Annotated in this window: 12 protein-coding genes; 5 read left to right on the top strand and 7 right to left on the bottom strand. The window is 34.7% G+C overall.

Translation table 11 applies throughout. From position 1 onward, the window contains the following. Positions 1 to 2,037, top strand: a complete 2,037-nt coding sequence (locus VRK28_RS08400) for a DNA phosphorothioation-associated putative methyltransferase (RefSeq protein WP_332393733.1) — start codon at positions 1 to 3, stop codon at positions 2,035 to 2,037. A gap of 7 nt (positions 2,038 to 2,044) precedes the next feature. Here the strand turns inward: VRK28_RS08400 and VRK28_RS08395 are convergent, their stop codons facing one another. From VRK28_RS08395 to VRK28_RS08375, 5 genes are read right to left on the bottom strand one after another with little or no spacing between them, the layout of a single operon-like run. Continuing rightward, entirely contained in the window at positions 2,045 to 2,524 is a 480-nt protein-coding gene (locus VRK28_RS08395; RefSeq protein WP_332393732.1) for a hypothetical protein, read from the bottom strand. Continuing rightward, positions 2,521 to 4,638, bottom strand: coding sequence for an AAA family ATPase (locus tag VRK28_RS08390; protein ID WP_332393731.1), 2,118 nt, complete (start codon positions 4,636 to 4,638; stop codon positions 2,521 to 2,523). Before VRK28_RS08390 ends, VRK28_RS08395 begins: the two co-directional genes overlap by 4 nt. Before the next feature lie 15 nt (positions 4,639 to 4,653). After that, entirely contained in the window at positions 4,654 to 4,881 is a 228-nt protein-coding gene (locus VRK28_RS08385) for a hypothetical protein (RefSeq protein ID WP_332393730.1), read from the bottom strand. Then, entirely contained in the window at positions 4,878 to 7,076 is a 2,199-nt protein-coding gene (locus tag VRK28_RS08380; protein WP_332393729.1) for a DEAD/DEAH box helicase family protein, read from the bottom strand. Before VRK28_RS08380 ends, VRK28_RS08385 begins: the two co-directional genes overlap by 4 nt. A gap of 53 nt (positions 7,077 to 7,129) precedes the next feature. After that, positions 7,130 to 9,418: a DUF262 domain-containing protein gene (locus VRK28_RS08375; RefSeq protein ID WP_332393728.1), complete on the bottom strand. Its 2,289-nt coding sequence runs from the start codon at positions 9,416 to 9,418 to the stop codon at positions 7,130 to 7,132. 296 nt (positions 9,419 to 9,714) lie between these two features. On the opposite strand from VRK28_RS08375, the gene VRK28_RS08370 reads away from it, so the two are divergent. The 3 genes from VRK28_RS08370 to VRK28_RS08360 are packed head-to-tail and all read left to right on the top strand — an operon-like array spanning position 9,715 to position 14,921. After that, positions 9,715 to 10,650 (top strand): DUF4007 family protein, encoded by a 936-nt coding sequence (locus VRK28_RS08370; RefSeq protein ID WP_332393727.1) that lies wholly within the window; start codon positions 9,715 to 9,717, stop codon positions 10,648 to 10,650. After that, positions 10,643 to 14,032 (top strand): hypothetical protein, encoded by a 3,390-nt coding sequence (locus tag VRK28_RS08365; RefSeq protein ID WP_332393726.1) that lies wholly within the window; start codon positions 10,643 to 10,645, stop codon positions 14,030 to 14,032. Before VRK28_RS08370 ends, VRK28_RS08365 begins: the two co-directional genes overlap by 8 nt. Then, positions 14,025 to 14,921, top strand: coding sequence for a phosphoadenosine phosphosulfate reductase family protein (locus VRK28_RS08360; protein WP_175078180.1), 897 nt, complete (start codon positions 14,025 to 14,027; stop codon positions 14,919 to 14,921). Before VRK28_RS08365 ends, VRK28_RS08360 begins: the two co-directional genes overlap by 8 nt. An 11-nt stretch (positions 14,922 to 14,932) precedes the next feature. Here the strand turns inward: VRK28_RS08360 and VRK28_RS08355 are convergent, their stop codons facing one another. Beyond that, positions 14,933 to 16,054: a cysteine desulfurase family protein gene (locus VRK28_RS08355; protein WP_332393725.1), complete on the bottom strand. Its 1,122-nt coding sequence runs from the start codon at positions 16,052 to 16,054 to the stop codon at positions 14,933 to 14,935. A gap of 411 nt (positions 16,055 to 16,465) precedes the next feature. Between VRK28_RS08355 and VRK28_RS08350 the strand changes: the two genes are divergently transcribed. After that, positions 16,466 to 16,726, top strand: coding sequence for a hypothetical protein (locus VRK28_RS08350; protein WP_332393724.1), 261 nt, complete (start codon positions 16,466 to 16,468; stop codon positions 16,724 to 16,726). Between the two features lie 61 nt (positions 16,727 to 16,787). Here VRK28_RS08350 and VRK28_RS08345 read toward each other — a convergent pair whose 3' ends face one another. Beyond that, positions 16,788 to 17,384, bottom strand: a complete 597-nt coding sequence (locus VRK28_RS08345; protein ID WP_332393723.1) for a class I SAM-dependent methyltransferase — start codon at positions 17,382 to 17,384, stop codon at positions 16,788 to 16,790. Between the last annotated feature and the right edge of the window lie 192 nt (positions 17,385 to 17,576).

Raw genomic sequence — 17,576 nt, 5'->3', positions numbered from 1 at the left:
ATGAATTCAGAGCAATTTAAAGAGTTAGTTAAAAAAGTTAAAGTCGCCAAAAAACTGCCAGATGCAATATATTTTCATAAAGATGCATTCGAACACGCACCTCAAGAAATCGTAAAGTTCATAAAGATTGTTGCCCAAGCTTTAAAGATTGCTGAAGCTGATTACGACTTAGTAAAACTTTTTAAAAATGATTTTAGACTCTCTCTTTTAAGTTACCCTGATTTTTATACCGAATCGTATCCACCACTAAAACAAAGTGTAACGGTAGACCTTGCTAAACTAACTCATAAAGTTACAAGCTACGAAAACACAGACAACCCTCCTATTCTTCATAGAAAAGAAACCATGATCCCATCAGACAATAATCACTACACTTTATTCTGTGATATCACAGCTGAGGGGGAACAAGCGGGACTTTATGAAAACAGCCGAATGATTGGTTTCAAAAGCTCATGGGAAAGGCTAATTGCCAAAAAAGGCTATGAGCTAGTCGATGGTAGGCTTTTTAGACTCTCAGCAGTTACAAAAACTGACGAAGATAAATCTATCGACAGACATTTAACTGCAATAGTTAGACATGAACTATCAGCTCCTCTAAAAACATTAGCAAAGCATGGTTTTTTAGCTGGTCAGCTTTCTATATTTGATTACGGGTGTGGGCGTGGTGATGACCTCAGAGAACTCGAAGCACATGGTTTAGATGCGTTAGGTTGGGATCCTAATTACCGCCCTGATGCAGACAAAGTCAATTCTGACATTGTTAATATCGGCTTCGTTATTAACGTTATTGAAGATAGAGATGAAAGAATCGAGGCATTAATAGGTGCTTGGGAGCTTACCGATAAGCTTTTGGTTGTGTCGGCAATGCTTGGAAATGAATCACTAATCAGTCAATTTCAGCCATATAAAGATGGCATTATTACGAGCCGAAATACATTTCAAAAATACTATACTCAAGCTGAGCTAAAAGCCTTTATAGAGATGAGCGTAGACGAAAATGCTATAGCAGTTTCACCAGGTATTTATTACATATTCAAAGATAAAAAGCTTGAACAGCAGTTTTTACAAAATCGACACAAGCGTACATATAAGTGGCAACACTTAACAGCACCAGAGCCTTTAAATGAAGACCAAGCACGTATCTTGTTTACACAACATCACTCACTCTTTGAGTCATTTTGGTTAACTTGCTTAACTTTAGGGCGCTGCCCAGCAAATGATGAATTTGATAAAAGTGATAAGTTAAAGGAAGTAATAGGCTCAAATAAAAAAGCATTACAATTAGCTTTAAAATGGTTTGATAAAGAAGAGCTTAAAACTGCTGAAACAATGCGTAAAGAAGACTTGTTACTTTATTTTGCTTTAGCAATGTTTGAAAAAAGGAAACCTTACACCCAACAGCCAGAAGATTTAAAGCGAGACATAAAAGCTTTTTTTGACACTTACAAAATTGCTCAAACTCAAGCTACCGAACTTTTGTTTCAAATTTCAGATAGTGAATTAATTCAAGAGCTTTGTATCGAAGCCAATAAACTATTACCAGCAAGCAAAATTGACTTTGAGAATGACGAACCTCACGCACTAACCTTTCACAAAGACTTTATTGATTTATTACCGCTTGTATTACGTATCTACGTTGGCGCAGCCTTACAAATGTACGGTGAGCTTGATGACATACAACTTATAAAAATTCATATGCATTCAGGTAAGGTGACACTGCTCGGTTATGAAGGGTTTTATGACTCGCCTCTACCCCAGCTTAAAGAGCGCGTAAAAATAAAAATGGCAGAGCAAGATGTAGATTTCTTTGATTACATCATTGAGGAAAAGCGCCCATTACTTCTTAATAAAATTGACTATATTGATGATACTTTTGACGATTATAGAAAATTAAAAACATTTACTAATCGACTCAAAAAGGAATTAAAATTAAGTGACTTTAATTCAACTAACATAAATAAAAGTCACTTGAAATCTATTTTAGAACAAAAGGATTTAATCATTAATAGATACAAACTGTGTTCAGTATGTGATTAATGTTTAACTATTCCTCTGCGAGTAAACGAACGAAAAACAAATCATCCATTGCTGATTCTTCATCTTCGTCCAGTTCTTGCTGAATAGTAAGAAGACCCCCATTTGCATAGTCTTCAATGAGTCTAAGTACTTTAGATACTTCTGACTTTATTTGGGGTTCTTCCATGTGTTCAACTTCAACCATATCGAAGTCAGACTCTCCTATCGCGCATACAAATAACTGCTCTACTAGATCGACAGGCTTCCAGTTTTCTATTTCCCAAAATCCTTTTGCTTTGTCTGTTTCGGTAATTTCTAACTTTTTGTTTCGATTTAATCCCAAAAAAAAGCAATATAAATAAAATTCATACACATTTGAAAAAGCTTTGGCTTTGTAAAACTTATCCTCTACGCTACCACCTCCGAACTGTGCATACTTTTTAAGTAACGGTTCAAATGTGGTCAAATATCTAGGCTTTAATTTTCCAAATTTATGTTTCAGAATCATTTTGAAACCTCCTTAATTAAAACCTCTAGATCAGAGCGGTCGTCTCTATTCCCATTTGGAAAGTGAGACTCTATGAGATGTAATGAGCCTATTTTAAAAGCTTGGTTCCTGAGTAAGTTTTCTCTTTCTTTTGCTTCTATAAAGTCGTATGTCATTACTATAGATTGTTTAAAGTTTTGACTTAAAGCTTCATAAAACCCATCAGAGTAACCTTTAGCCATTTTTGCAGTTGGAGCATCTGAAATTAAAGAATAGTTTTCACTCCATTTTGCTTTTGAAGTGAGTATTGCAATTATTAATGAAAGCTTAACAAGGATAATATTTGAGTCGTTACTGCCTGACATATTATAACCATCGTTATCAACGATTTCGGGTATACAGGTATCATTTGGCATCATCTTTAATTTTATTTTACCTTTAATTGAATTATTACGACTAGCCATATTTTCAAAAATACTATTTGCAGTACTTTCAAGCTCATTCACTATAGATGCATAAACATCTTTTCTTGTCGACTTTGCAATATCTCTTAGCTGGCCAAATATTTTATCAGCGTTCTTAATTGCATTGTCTAAATTGCCAGTAACAAGGCTATCTAAATCATTTTGAATTTGGGATAGCTTCTGTTCTTGAAGTTTAAGCTCTGACTGTGACTTAGCTAGCCTAGACGAGAACAACTCTTTATTTTTTTCATGCTGCCTAAACTCATTAACTATAAACTCAGATCGATCATCTTCAAGTAGACTTTCAAAGTCATTTTTTATTTTGTCTATTTCAGATTTAGATTCGTTTATTTTGTTACGTAAAGAGTCTAATGACGCAAATTCCTCTGCTATTTTTTGGTCTGTTTGTTTGATAGGAAACTGTAACCTCAAACTAGACTCGTATAATTCTTGAAAATATTGAGAACAATCCGTAACAAATAATTCTTTTTCAGGTTCGCTATTTCTTTCAATTAAACTTTTTATGTGTTCCCAAGCCTCACTGTCTTTAGGAGCCTCTCTATCACATACGTAACATTTACAATCTTCTAGCATTTGTTGGACATGAACTGGCCCCGGAACATTCATAGGAAGTTTTACTTTTGTTGCTGCGTTTTGATTAATTCGTTCTTGGTGAGCAGCATGATAGGCTTTGTACTTTGCTGCAAATTTATCAATATGTTTGCCCGCATTTTTCAATATCCAAAAATCTTTAAATAATTTTGAATTAAATGAAGCATGTTTTTGGGTTAAGCTCCTTTCAAAATGTTCGCATTCAGTTTCAAGACTAGCCTTTCTTTCTTTTAAAGCTGATTTTTTTGTAGCATCATCAATCTTGCTAATAAGTTCCTCAACTCTAACCCTAGCTACTTCTAAATTTTCTTTATAAATTTCAATGTCATTTTTAGTATTAGCAATTTCTACAACTTGTTTATCATAATCAGCAGATAACTCTTCAGATTTATTTGCATCTTTACTCAGCTTGTTTTGCGCCTTACGTAAGTCAGCAGAAGCCTTTTGGCCCCCCTTTTCTGTCAAATTAACAATGCCATCATATTTGCTAATATCAGAAAGGATATTAATTATTTGAGTAAGAGCTGACTTATCTGTCAAATCCATCAAACCATCAACTTGTTCACCCTGAAACCACATGTAAGGCTTTAACTGAGGAGGAATTACTCTTCTTAAAACTGATTCTTCGGATTCAGAACATGGGAACCATCTAGTTGTCTTTTTATCTTCTATAATTAATCTACTCGGTTCACATACCCACTTATTGTCTTCAGACATTTTCGTAACATGGAATGCCCTAGTTAATCTGTACTCTTTTTCATTAGATCCAATAGCAGTTATAACCACTTCTGCAGAGGCTGTTTCACCGACTACAAGGTTCCTAGTAACTTTATCAGATACAAGCTTCTCTCCGTATTCTCGTGTTGGTGTAAAAGCTCTGGTATCCGAGTTAAAGATTTTGTCATACAAAACCCAGTAAAATGCGTCAAATAACTTTGATTTACCACCTCCGTTATTTCCTACAATTAAATTTAAACCTTCTTGAAATTTAAAGTTATTTCTCTCATGTCCCCCAACGTAGCATTGGAAATTTTTCATCGAAATTTGATTAATTATCATTATAAAATTTCCTTTTTATTCAGATAGTTCATTAATTTTTAAGTTAATTTGCCTTAGAGTAAGTGTATCGGTTTCACCATTACAAAAAGCTATTAGCAACGATTTTAATGATTCTACTAACAGGTCCCCAGAATCGTCAGAAAAGTTGACATCTTTTAATTCTTCTCTACTAAGTCTACTGTGTTGAATAAGCTCTTCATTGGCAAGAAACCTCCTCAACATCTCATTTCTGTCATATTTCATTGTTTATCCTCAATAGCTTCTTGAATACCATATAAGTCAATGTCATAAGATTCAGCTACATTTGTGAACTTGTTCATTGTGCTGTAGTAATTTCTCGCTAATGAAGCGAAATAAACCACTCTAATTAATTCATCTCTCAATAATTTTCTTTCAATCGCTTTAGTTTCATCATTTGGAGCAATAGATGGAATTACTACCATGTCATGAATTACGGCACGTGCTTTATTAGGGTGACTCCTGAGCACTCTACCTCTTCTTTGAATAAATTGTCTTGGGTTGCCAGTACTTGAGCAAAAAATTGCCAACTCTGTACGAGGGACATCGACACCTTCATCTAAACACTTCATAGAAAATAAAGTATCAACAAAACCCTTGTCGAATAACTCTAAAACTTTTTCTCTATTATCTGTTTCGCTTGTATATGCATAAGCTCGATTGTTAGGAAATAGGGCTTCATATTCGGTTAAAAATTTGTCCAAAATGTTTTGGTTTTCTCCATCATCTCCTTCTGGAACATAAACGAACGAGTTAGAAACTGATGAATACTCTTCAAAATGCGCTGTCAAAATTTTCTTAAAAACTGACAATTTACCTGATGCCTTATGAATAATTGTTTTTCTTTGAATTAATAACCTTTGCACCATATCCGTAGTTTTGAATGTACCTTTATCAAAATCAAAAAACTTGAGTAACTGCCTACTGATTTCTACATAAGCTTCAAGTTCATCTTCTTCAAGATATACAAAGTGCGGAAGATAGTCATATTGACAAAGCACACCTTCATCAATAGCTTTTTTCATTGAAAAGTTATAGGTGTACGGGTAGGTTGAATCGAATGTCTCTTCTATAATCCTGTTCCCTTCATCATCGAATTGTCTTGTTAAAGTTGCAGACAATGCAATTCTCTTTTCAATATGCAAGTTTTTTATTATTTTCTTTATTTGCGGGCTTCCTAAATTGTGAGCTTCATCTGCTATGAGGAGAGCCTGTTTTGGGAGTTTCTTAAACAACTTTTGAAATTTATCATTGGTAAAAGTCGCATAAGTAGTAATGAGCACAAAAGACTTTTGCTTATCAAAAAGCAGACTAGTTATAAGCTCATTTAATTGAACTTTCCACTTAGGAAAATCAGAAGACGCTGGGATGATATTTTTAAAATTGAAGGAATTTACTTCTTCAACCCACTGCTTAAGTAATGTTTTGCCTGGCACTAAAATAACTGCTTGATAACATCCGTGAACTTTATACATATTAAGTAAACAGTTTAACGACGTTATTGTTTTTCCTGTACCCGTAGCCATAGAAAAAACGCCTTTACAATTATTATCAATCCAGTTGCTATAGGCTTCTTGCTGATATTCTCTAGGATTTGAATTGTAAGGGAACTTGGGTTCGTTTTTTTCAATTTCAATTAATTTCTCAATCTCAAGCTTACACTTATTAATTACTTTTGAGTTTGTTTTATTCACATAACTATTAACTAGCTCTGCTTCACTCTTTAAAAGTTCATCAATTGACTTTTCTTTGCCTAACGATGCAATGGTGTCTAAAATTTCACTTCGATCCAAGTATTTATATTGAGAAGATTGTTTTTCACAAATACTTAAAACATCTTTAGTTTTATTTGTAACTTTTCGTTGCTCAAAGTCCTCTCCCCATGAGCGATAGACCGAAATATTTTCACCATTCTCTAAAAGTCCATTGGCCGTGAAATTACAGCTTCCATCCATAAATATACTGTTTTGTTCTTCATCAATAAAAACACCTTGCTTGTAGTGAGCCATTTTATTAGGCAAAAGCATAACAGGTATGATTTCCAATCTGTTATTATGAATTAGATACCTTACACAATTATAGAATTGCTCTGATTCACTTGTTAACGATTCTTTTAGGCGCCTTAAGCTTAATATAAACTCCTTATCTAGTTCATTAGTGCTTACATCACTCCCGTCTAACAACTTCTTATCTGAGCCATATAAAAAGTGATTTGTCACTATTTTCATGGCTCCACCATTGTAAATGAACTGCGCAAAACCATATGCTAATACTCTAATAGCAGATGAGCTAAAATAACCTAGCTTTAGATATATAGCTTTTGATTTTGGCAATACACTCAAGTAAAACTCTAACGGTAAATCGTTACTATCTGAACTATATTCATAGTTTTCAGGAAAAAGTATATCTTTGAAATTCAATATTTGGCTCCCTACAGTATTGGGATAGATAATTCAGCTAAATGTTTTTTATACTAACTTTTACTGTTAATGATCCAAGGCCATAAATTATCCCAAGCATGGCTTAACATATCTTCAGCACGCTGCAAGACCGTATCTTGTCGCCAAAGGCCTTTCACATTAGTCAGTGGCTCTAAAAAGTTCAGATAAGCTTTATCATTTATAGTTACACTTTTCTTAGTCAAATTTTTATAGAGCTCTAGCTTTGAATGCCAATCTTTATTTGAAGCCTCTGAATTATCCCCCCTAGGTAAAATGATTAGATTACCAATTGTATCTACTAGTTTGTTTTCGTCTAAAGATGAATCCCATTCACTATTAATAAATGTTTGCGGGGCTATGTGTTCAATTGTAAATTGGTTATTACCTTTAGTTTTAAAATCAGACCAACGATGATATGTCAATAACGGCGAAGTGTTTTCTTTACCTTTAATTGTTCTAGCAGGATCTTTTTCAGAAATAGTTACATCATGCATTGCACTCAAAAGTAACATTCTACAAATTCCAATTTGTTTTCCTGACTTGTAGATTGGAGTAGTTTTGGCTTTGGAAATCCATGCTTCTTTTAGCTTGCCTTCATTCGTATCTGTAGTAATGAACTTGGAGCTTAAATCAGCAATGATCATTGAAGCGATTTCTCTCTTTGCATCCAATGGAGAGAGTTGGCTTTGCAAAATTTGTGAGTAAATTCTTTTATAAACGCTATCTATACCATCAGTGCCATTAGTTGCACTACGTCTAATTACCCAAAAAGAAGCCAGCATTTTAATAACATCAACAAATAACTTTTGTAGCTCTATATTTTTTTGATCATTTCTCAGATAATGATAGAAGTAAATCAGAATTCCTCTGCTTATGTCATGCCCTGTATCAATTAAAAGCTCTAGGCAAGCATTAACTTGAAGATGCTCATCAAGTGGAAGGTTTATACTCTGAAAGTTTATATCACCTTTGCAAAGCCAAGTTTTAAAAAGGAAATCTGTAGTGCTAGATAACGTTTTTAAATAGCTTTCTTTTTCAATTTCGCTTTTTTGCTGTTTAAAAGAGCTTAGTAAAAACGTACGTTGGTTACTTATGTGATTACCACATGCAGAACCGCTTTGCACATAAGAAAATGCGTCTATAACTTTTTGTGTTAACTTTTGTTTTTGAGCAGAGTCAGTTATCGAATTTAAATAGTTATCTATTTCTTCTAAATCATCACATGTACTTTCGTTAATTGTTTTTTGTAAATGCTCTATAACCTTAGGTCTGAATGTTTCATACGCAGTTAGAGGCTCCCCAGTAGTATTAAGAGCTTCAAACATATCAAATGCGTAATTTTCACTTGTGACTGCTACAAATGTCACGCAAACTCTTTCTAATAGATAGCTAGAAAAGAGCTGAAGATACAAAGACTTCTTTACATCGGTATTTATTTCATTACCGAATAGTTGTATTAGGCTAGATGCTTGAAAATTTAATACTTTAGCGTACTTTTCTTCCTCTAAAGCCCTCAATCCAACTTCATTATCCTCGCTCCAGCAAAATCCTTTTTCAATAGTTATCAACTGTTTATCAATTTCCTTAATATTATCAAAGACTACTTTGTATTTTTCATCGGAAATTATTTCTAAATCAAAAGCTTCATAAGTTTTAGTTTTCTTGCTTTCAACAATATTTTGATGGAATTTAAATAAGTAACTGGCAACTGGAGATTCATATGTAGCAGCTTTCGGTTTCTTACCCCAACAATCTACTAGTCCTCTAATAATTTTTGGATAGTATCTGAAATCTTCATCAAATTCAGAATTAGTGTCATGCATAAAAAACTGTAAACGTGAGAGAGTTTGATTTAAACGATCTACCTGTTCTGATATTACATCACACTTAGCTTCAAGCTCTTCATTTTCTTCGTCTTTTAGAAATTCTTTTTCATACTTATTTTTTAACTTTTCTAACTTAACCTTCGCCAAAGCAGTTTTTTCATAAAGGCGTGTGCATAATAATAAAATAGTTGTTAAGCGTTGTTGACCATCTATAACTAAACGTACTGCATTGGGAAGATGACCGGCTTTTTTAGGTTCAACACTTTCACCATGCATATCCGTTACAGTTAATAATGCACCTAAAAAGGTAATTGCATCCTCTGCTTTGTAAAGTGACTCAATACCACTTTTTATATCTTGAACAAAGCGTTTTACGTTTTCTTTATTCCACGAATATGGTCTTTGGTAAGCAGGCATGTAATAGCAAACACCTGGATCTGAAATGACGCCGTAAACTGATTTTGGCATCGAGGAAAATACTTTATCTAATTCCATTTTATTACCTACGCTATATTAGAAACTACCCATTCTATGACTCTTATAGGCACTTCAAATAAAACTATGTATATCAATAACTAACAAACGTACATTAGGTTAAGAGACTATCCATAGTTCACAAATGTATTAGGTAAATATACATTATTATTAATGACAACTGAACCGTTGTTTGTAACAATTACATCTTAAAGTTGTATTATTCCTATATAGCTTCATTCTTAATTTTCACTTTCTTCTAATAATGTAAGCGTATACCATACGACTGGATAATTTCTCCAGGAGTACTATTAAGCATGAAAGCTAAATTTACAGGTCACGACACCTTCCCTCTGCGCTATGGATGGTTGTTCAAAGCAGTTAATCATTTGAATTCAAATGGTAATTTCTCTAGTTCCGACGAAGAAAGTATTCGTCATTCGATTGTAGAGCTTGGTGTTGGTAAAAACATGGTTAAAGCGATTCAGTATTGGGCTGAGTCGAGCGGTATTATAGAAAGCATTCGAAAAAATAATAAAACGCTACATAATGTGACTGTAAACAAAGGCCTTTACTTGTTTGATAAGGGCGGTAAAGACCCTTATTTAGAATTACCTGGCTCTATATGGCTATTGCACTTTTGGCTAAACTTTAATGATGAACACTTAACAGCTTATCGCTACTTTTTTAATTACTCTAATGTTCAGCATTTTGAAAAATCAAAACTTATAGATGACTGTTATGAAGATGCTAAACGCTTAGTCAAAAGCGAAATTGGTAACGTTACAACTATCAAAAAAGACATGGATTGTTTTTTAAATATGTATAGCAAAAAAGTTAAAACAACAACGAAAAAAGTCGATGAAGATCATTTCACCTCTCCTCTTGCTGAACTTAATTTAGTACAGGATAACGGCCGCTCTTTTTATGTTAGTAACTTAACTGAAAGGCCTGAACTACCTATTGAAATATTTGTTTATGCCCTACTAGAGTTTTTTAAAGTAGAAACAACTGAATCTAAAGTGAGCACTATCGATTTTGATTCGTTACTTACTAAACCGTGTTCGCCTGGACGAATATTCAGGTTATCAGAATCAGGTTTAGGGCAAAAGCTCGATGAAGCGCAAGAATACACAAATAAAAACATTTCATGGGTAGACTCTTTAGGACTTAGACAAGTAAACATCTCTGAATCAGAAAAGAATAATACTATTAATTACTTAAATGAATATTACGGCAAATACAATGTCTGAATCTCTTATTGCAATTAACCAACGATATAAAAGTTCCACTCGCATTGATGTTGATAGTGCTAATTTAAAACCCTTTATAGACGACTTTATTGTTCATGGTACAGCAATAAATGTACTCGATACTATTAGCCGTGAGTTCGAAGGTAGTACGCAAAGAGCGTATACAATTACCGGCCCATATGGTTCAGGTAAATCGACTGTAGCTTTGTTTTTATCATGCTTATTGTCGGTCGATTCAGAACAAAGAAGTTACGCACTAGACAAATTAAAAAATTCTCAAAAAGTTATAACTGAATTTGATGGTAGGTTTAAAATTACTAATGGCTGGAAGACCATTAAGCATGTTTGTGGCTTAGAGGCACCAGCAAATAGTATTTTAATAAGCTTATTGAGAGCGTTTAACGTTGAATTTGTTCTACAAGATATACAAGCTCTTGATGATGACCAATGTCTAGCACAGATAAAGTCACTTTTACAAAAACAAACTGAAAACGAAGACGGCGTTTTAATTTTACTCGATGAAATGGGTAAAGCCCTAGATTATCAATCACGAGCAAATAAAGACTTGCACTTATTTCAGTCTCTTGCTGATATTGTTCAACAAGCTAAGCGACCTGTATTACTGGTTGGCTTTTTACACCAAGCATTCTCTGATTACGCTAAAAATAAAGATGTAAAAACACAGAAAGAGTGGAGCAAGGTTCAAGGCCGTTACAGAGATTTAAGTTTTAATCCTTCTATTGATGAGTCATTAGTGCTTGTTGGCGACTCAATTTTTAGAGCAGCTAAAGTTGTTAATGCTCTCGAATCTAAATATGAAAGTTTAGTTGATATCGTAAGCTCTGTATTTACGAATCAAAACAAAAATGTTGATGCTTTAAGCAACACACTACCTTTAGATCCTATTGTTAGCTTATTACTAGGCCCTGTATCTCGTCGTCGCTTTTCACAAAATGAACGAAGTTTATTTGGCTTTTTAGCATCACACGAAAAATATGGTTTCAGAGAATTTTTAGAATCTGAATATAGTGAGCTTAATGAAGAGTTAAACTTATATCGTCCTGAAATGTATTGGGACTATTTGCATCATAACTTACATCATTTAATTGTTACTTCTCAAGATAGCAAGGCGTGGCTAGAGGGCTGTGACGCAATTTATAGAGCCGAACAAAAAGGCGGTGAACTACACACAGCTATTACTAAACTAATTGCTTTACTTACTATTTTTGGTTTTCATCACCAGTTACACGCCAAACGCGAGTTTATAAAAAAATATTTTGTTAGTCGCGGTTATGAAGCTGACGAAATAATGCAAGCTTTGAGTGAATTAGAAACCTGGACGGTTATAATTTACCGACAAAAACACGATGCTTTATTTGTGTTTCAAGGTAGTGATATTGACATAAATAATTTAATTCACGAACGTATTGAAGCAATAAGCTATGGTGTTGATTGGACAGAAATATGTGATATACCACAGAACATTTTAGCAACAGCCCATTACCACAAAACAGGGACTATGCGTTGGGCAACAACCAAGCTTATAAACAAATACGATGTTGCTTTTGTTAAACCATTTGTGACCCCTCCAAAAACAGGGGAAGCTTTTGCTACGTTTATTTTATGTGTGAATGACGATATTGCTAAAGAACTTAAAGCGCATGAGAAGACAATGCCTTTTAGTATTGTTGGTAAGTTTAAAGACTTTTCAAGTTTAAAAAATGCAGCTATTGAATTAATTGCTTTAAAACAAATACTCAAAGATGAAAAGAAAATATCTCATGACCTTATAGCTAAGAACGAACTTGAGAACAGAATTAAGTTTGCACAAGCAAACGTAGATCATGAGCTGCAATATGTTTATAAAAATGCTGATTGGTTTCATTGTGGTAAAAAATTACAAGCAGCACCTTTAACATCTATCGCTTCAAAAATTGCAAATGATTTGTTTAACAAGTCACCTGTCGTTATAAACGAGTTAGTTAATCGCTCTAAGCCCTCGGGTAGTGCGAATAGCGCTATTCGTAAGTTAATGAACGCCATGTTTGAACAAGGCGATGAAAAAGATCTTGGTTTTGATGAAAAGGCATTTCCACCTGAAAAAGGCCTTTATCTTTCTTGTCTAAAAAGTAAAGGTTGGCACTGTGAAACGTCAGAAGGCTTTTTATTTCCAGCTGAATGGAGTAAAGACTCTCAAAAAGCTAACCCTGAGATGTATGAGTTATTTAAAAGTGGCTTTAGCTTTATAAAAGAAAACTCAAAAAACAAACAAGTAACACTAGCTGAACTCTATGATTTTTGGATGCGTCCTCCTTTTGGTTTAACTGCAGGTTTATGCCGTATTTATGGTTTAGCTTTGTTAAAGTCTCTCGAAGGGCAAGTTGCTTTTTACGATTGGGATTCGACTAACCAGTTCATTTTTATTCCTGAACTTGATGAAGAGCTAGTAAACAAAATATACAAACATCCAAATGAAGCTGGGGTTCGTTATTTCGAGATATCTGAAATACAAAGTCACTTACTAGACAATTTAGCTCAGGCGACACTAGGTGAAGCTAAAAATGACGCTGCTATTTTAAACATTGCTAAGCATATTGTGGGGATTGTTCATAAGCTGCCTACATGGGTTAAAAAGACTAGTGGCGAGAGCTTTACTGGTGATAAAGGCAATGGTTTAACAAAGCAAGCTCGTGACTTTAGAAATAAAGTTATTGCAGCAAACGATCCTTACAAATTAATTTTAGATGATCTACCTGCTGTATTTGGGTTTAAGAAAGATGACCCTGCACTTGAAGACAAACTTGGAAATTATTTAAAAACAGCTATTGAAGATTTAAGTGCTCAGCACGATATTTTGCTCAGTGGTTTTAAGCAAGTAATAGTTCAAATGTTAGGTGAAGATTTTAATCAAACCCTAAAAGAGCGTTGTGATTTTGTTGAAAAGATTGCTAAGCGACCAAATGTAAAAGAGCTTGCAAAGCGTATTTCACAGCACATTGATGGTAAAACAAAATTTGAATTTATTATTAATTTAGCCGCAGGCACACCAGAACGAAATTGGACCGATAAGCATTTACGTAATGGCCTTGATGAATTACAAAATTTATGTGTTCAGTTTAGAAGAATTGAGTCATTTGGAAATATTCAAACTCAAGGAAATTCTAAACCATTAGCATTTATTACCACCGATAATGAAGGTAATCATCAAGAATTTGGTGGATTTATTAAGCACAATTTAGATCAAGATAAAGACGTAACAGCTGCTGTTGATAATATTCAAACTACTATTGCTAATATGTCGAAAGAGAAACAGCTTGCAGCATTAACGAGTTTGTTAACGAACTTGATGGAACAAAGTGAGTCAGAGGTAGCTGATGACTGAAAAAGTTAAACACGTACTAGGGCTTTCTGGCGGCAAAGATAGCAGTGCTTTGGCGCTGTTTGTAAAGGAAACATACCCTGAATTAGATGTAGAATACTTTTTTACAGATACAGGGTATGAATTGCCTGAAACCAATGAATTTATAGACCAACTAGAAGAGAAGTTAGGGTATATACATAGGTTAAATGCTCGTTCATTAAATAATATTGAAGGACGTGGTGAAAAAGATTTTGCCCACTTATTAAAAGAGCATGGTAACTACTTACCTTCACAAAGAGACCGCTGGTGTACCGTACAAATGAAACTAAAACCATTTGAACAATGGTTAGATGGTTTCATCAAAGATGGATACAAAATAAAGAATTATGTGGGTATTCGTGCTGATGAACCTGAACGTACGGGTTACATGACTATAGAGAAGCCTATAGAGTCAGTATTCCCATTTAGAGAGCATGGCATTGTTCGTAGTGATATCGAAAATATATTACAACGTAATGGTTTAGAACTACCTGAATATTACAAGTGGCGCTCTCGCTCAGGATGTACTTTTTGTTTTTATCAAAGGAAAATTGAATGGGTTAAGCTAATGGAAAAGCACCCTGATCTTTTTGAAGAAGCAAAAGCATTTGAAAAAGGTGATGATGAAAATACTACTGTTGGCGAGCGCTTTTATTGGATGGGCCAAGGTCAACCTTTAGAGACTCTAGAAGATCCTGCTGTTCAAAAGCGCATTATTGAAAATCATGAGAAAAAAGTAGCTCGTTTCAACAAAAAGAAGCGCCGAAATGCTTTGCTAGGTGATTTTGAAGGTTATTGCGAGTTTAATGAACTTGATGATATTTATGATGAAGCTGAAGGCGGTGGAGCTTGTGTAACTTGTTATAAATAAAAAGAAGCGGCTTAATAAGCCGCTTTTTTTATCGCAGTGATTAAGAAATCAATATTATTGGTTGTGATTTCATGAGTGAAACTGATTCTAAAGGTATGCTCAGCTTGCTCTCGAGTTAACCCTAATGCCGTTAAAACATGTGAAGCTTCTATCTCTTTTGAAGAGCATGCAGACCCTTGAGCAAGACAAACAGAATTCTCATTATCACGAACCAGTACACCTACATTAGTTTTCGGAAGAGATAATGAAAGTATGTGAGGTAAAATATTACCTTGCCCGTTTACGAGATATTCGATTTCATCTTCTTCTAATTTTTTTAAGAAGTAAGATTTAAGGGTATTATTTTCAAAATTGCTATACGCTTGTGGAAACACTTCGATTGCTTTACCAAAACCAATTATTAATGGTGCTGCAACAGTTCCACCTCTTAACCCATCCTCTTGACCTGCGCCATGTATAACAGGTAGAAGATTACGTTTTCTGAGGTCACGAATATAAACAGCACCAATCCCTTTAGGTCCACCAACCTTATGTGCAGAAAATGACATTACATCAATATTCATCTCATCAACGTCAATATCTGTTTTGCAGAAACTTTGAGCTGCATCTGAATGAAAGATGATACCTTTTGAAAAGCAAAGCTGACCAATTTCTGCAATAGGATTAATTGTGCCAAGTTCATTATTCACATGCATTATAGAGACAAGAGCTGTGTCTTCTTTTATTGCTGCTCTAACACTTTCAGCTGTAATCACGCCATTAATATCTGGTTTTACAAGTGAAATCTCATAACCTAGTTTTTGAAAGTAGTCACAGATTGCAAAAATGCATTTGTGCTCAATTGATGAAATCACAATGTGTTTTTTAGTTTTTAGGTCTTCATCACCAAGCAATATACTTTTAAAAGCTATATTGTTTGATTCTGTTGCGCCACTGGTGAAAACTATTTCACTTGGAAAAGCCCCTATTTCATCAGCTAATAGCTCTCTTACCTCATTGATCTTACCTAACGCAGACTCACCTAAAATATGACTAGATGCAGAGTTTGCATAACAACTCTCAAATGCGCCTATCAATGTTGATTGTACTTCAGGTAATATTGGATAAGATGCTGCTGAGTCAAGATATATCATAAACAAGTCCCTAATATTTAGTATTTTAAGGTTATCACAAGCGAGCCTAGGTCACAGACACTTTTTATGCTAAAACTTTAAAAGGTTATTTAGTGTAAAACTGAACTTTATGGCTCAAAGTAAGATGAATAACCATGAAAAATATAGGTTTTTCCGATAAATAAAATAATAACTCTAATTTATTGAAGAGGATTTTAGTGCAGAAATGCACTGCAACGGGGTACAATCAGTTTTCAAGTTTTGTTTTATCAGACTAAAGAACTATCTAAAACTTGAACTCTTTTTTATGATAACCACGTGTTATTGAGCTTTAAAGGATATCAAGCTCTATGCAAATAGCTAATATTGAATTTCATCTCCCGATTAGGCGGTTACTGGAAGCAGTAGCCACTTCCAACGTGGAGATAAAATATGAAAAAATCGCGCTCATTAAGGCGTCATCATTACGCTAGATTAAAAAGTAAAATTGTAAACCACTCTTACTTTGGTCACAGCAGAAACGATTGGCGTTGTGCACTTGAAAGCAAAATTGGTTTCTATGCTAACACTGCAAAGTGTATTACTTCGGCACTTAGCTCAAACCCAAGAAACAATAAATGGAATTCAAAAAAACATCAATTAACGCTGCAAGAACGCAGAAGTGAACTTGATACAAAAGAGTTTAATTACTAAAGCTAAAAGGTCGGCAATTGCCGACCTTTTTTGTTATTTGCGCTAGAGTTAAGCAGCCAAACTACTTCATCGTTCTTCTATGCAAAATAGCGTTTAGCCATGTTTCTGTAGCGCGCTCTGGGCGTTGGTCGGCGCTTTGCCATGACTTGAGGATAAATAGGTCTGTGCCTTTAATAATGCTCTCAAGGGCTTGTTCGTTTAGGTCGGTAAATTCGCGACCATTGTGTTCGCGCTCGCCGTCGCCGTATTTAAACGATACATACACGATGCCTTGTGGCTTTAATGCTCGGGCAAGGTTATTGAATGCTTCTGTTAAGTCGTTTTTTGCTACGTGAATAAGGCTTGCGCAGCACCAAATGCCGTCGTATTTGGCAACGTCGTTTAGCTCTAGAAAGCTGCTTACTGCTACGTCTTGGTTTAAGTATTCTGACGCCAGCTTTGCCATAGCTGGGCTGATATCGAATGCATCTACGCTATAACCACGCTCTTTAAAGATGAAAGCATCGCGGCCAGAGCCACAACCGGCATCAAGTAAAGCGCCTTTTTTTGGGATCAGCGGTAAGAATTCGTCGTAAAGTTCATTGAGGTCTACATCGAGTGTGGCATCGACAAATGCTTGCGCATTTTGGTTGTAGTATTCGACGGTTTTGGATGCCATTTTACTTCCTTTATATTGGCAAGATTGCTTGGCGCTAAAATACCATTAAAGCTAGATAACGCAAAGGATGAAATGTGATTTTAGATGCTAAGAATCAACGATTTTAGAATGGATATTAGAAGTTAGTTGGAGGAAGGAAGAAGGTAGTAATTACGAGGTGCGAGGGACGAGGTGCGAGGGACGAGGTGCGAG

The organism is Pseudoalteromonas sp. P80D2 (assembly GCF_036680945.1).
Classification (GTDB): Bacteria; Pseudomonadota; Gammaproteobacteria; order Enterobacterales; family Alteromonadaceae; genus Pseudoalteromonas; species Pseudoalteromonas shioyasakiensis.
This window is presented reverse-complemented; position numbering and strand designations above follow the sequence as displayed.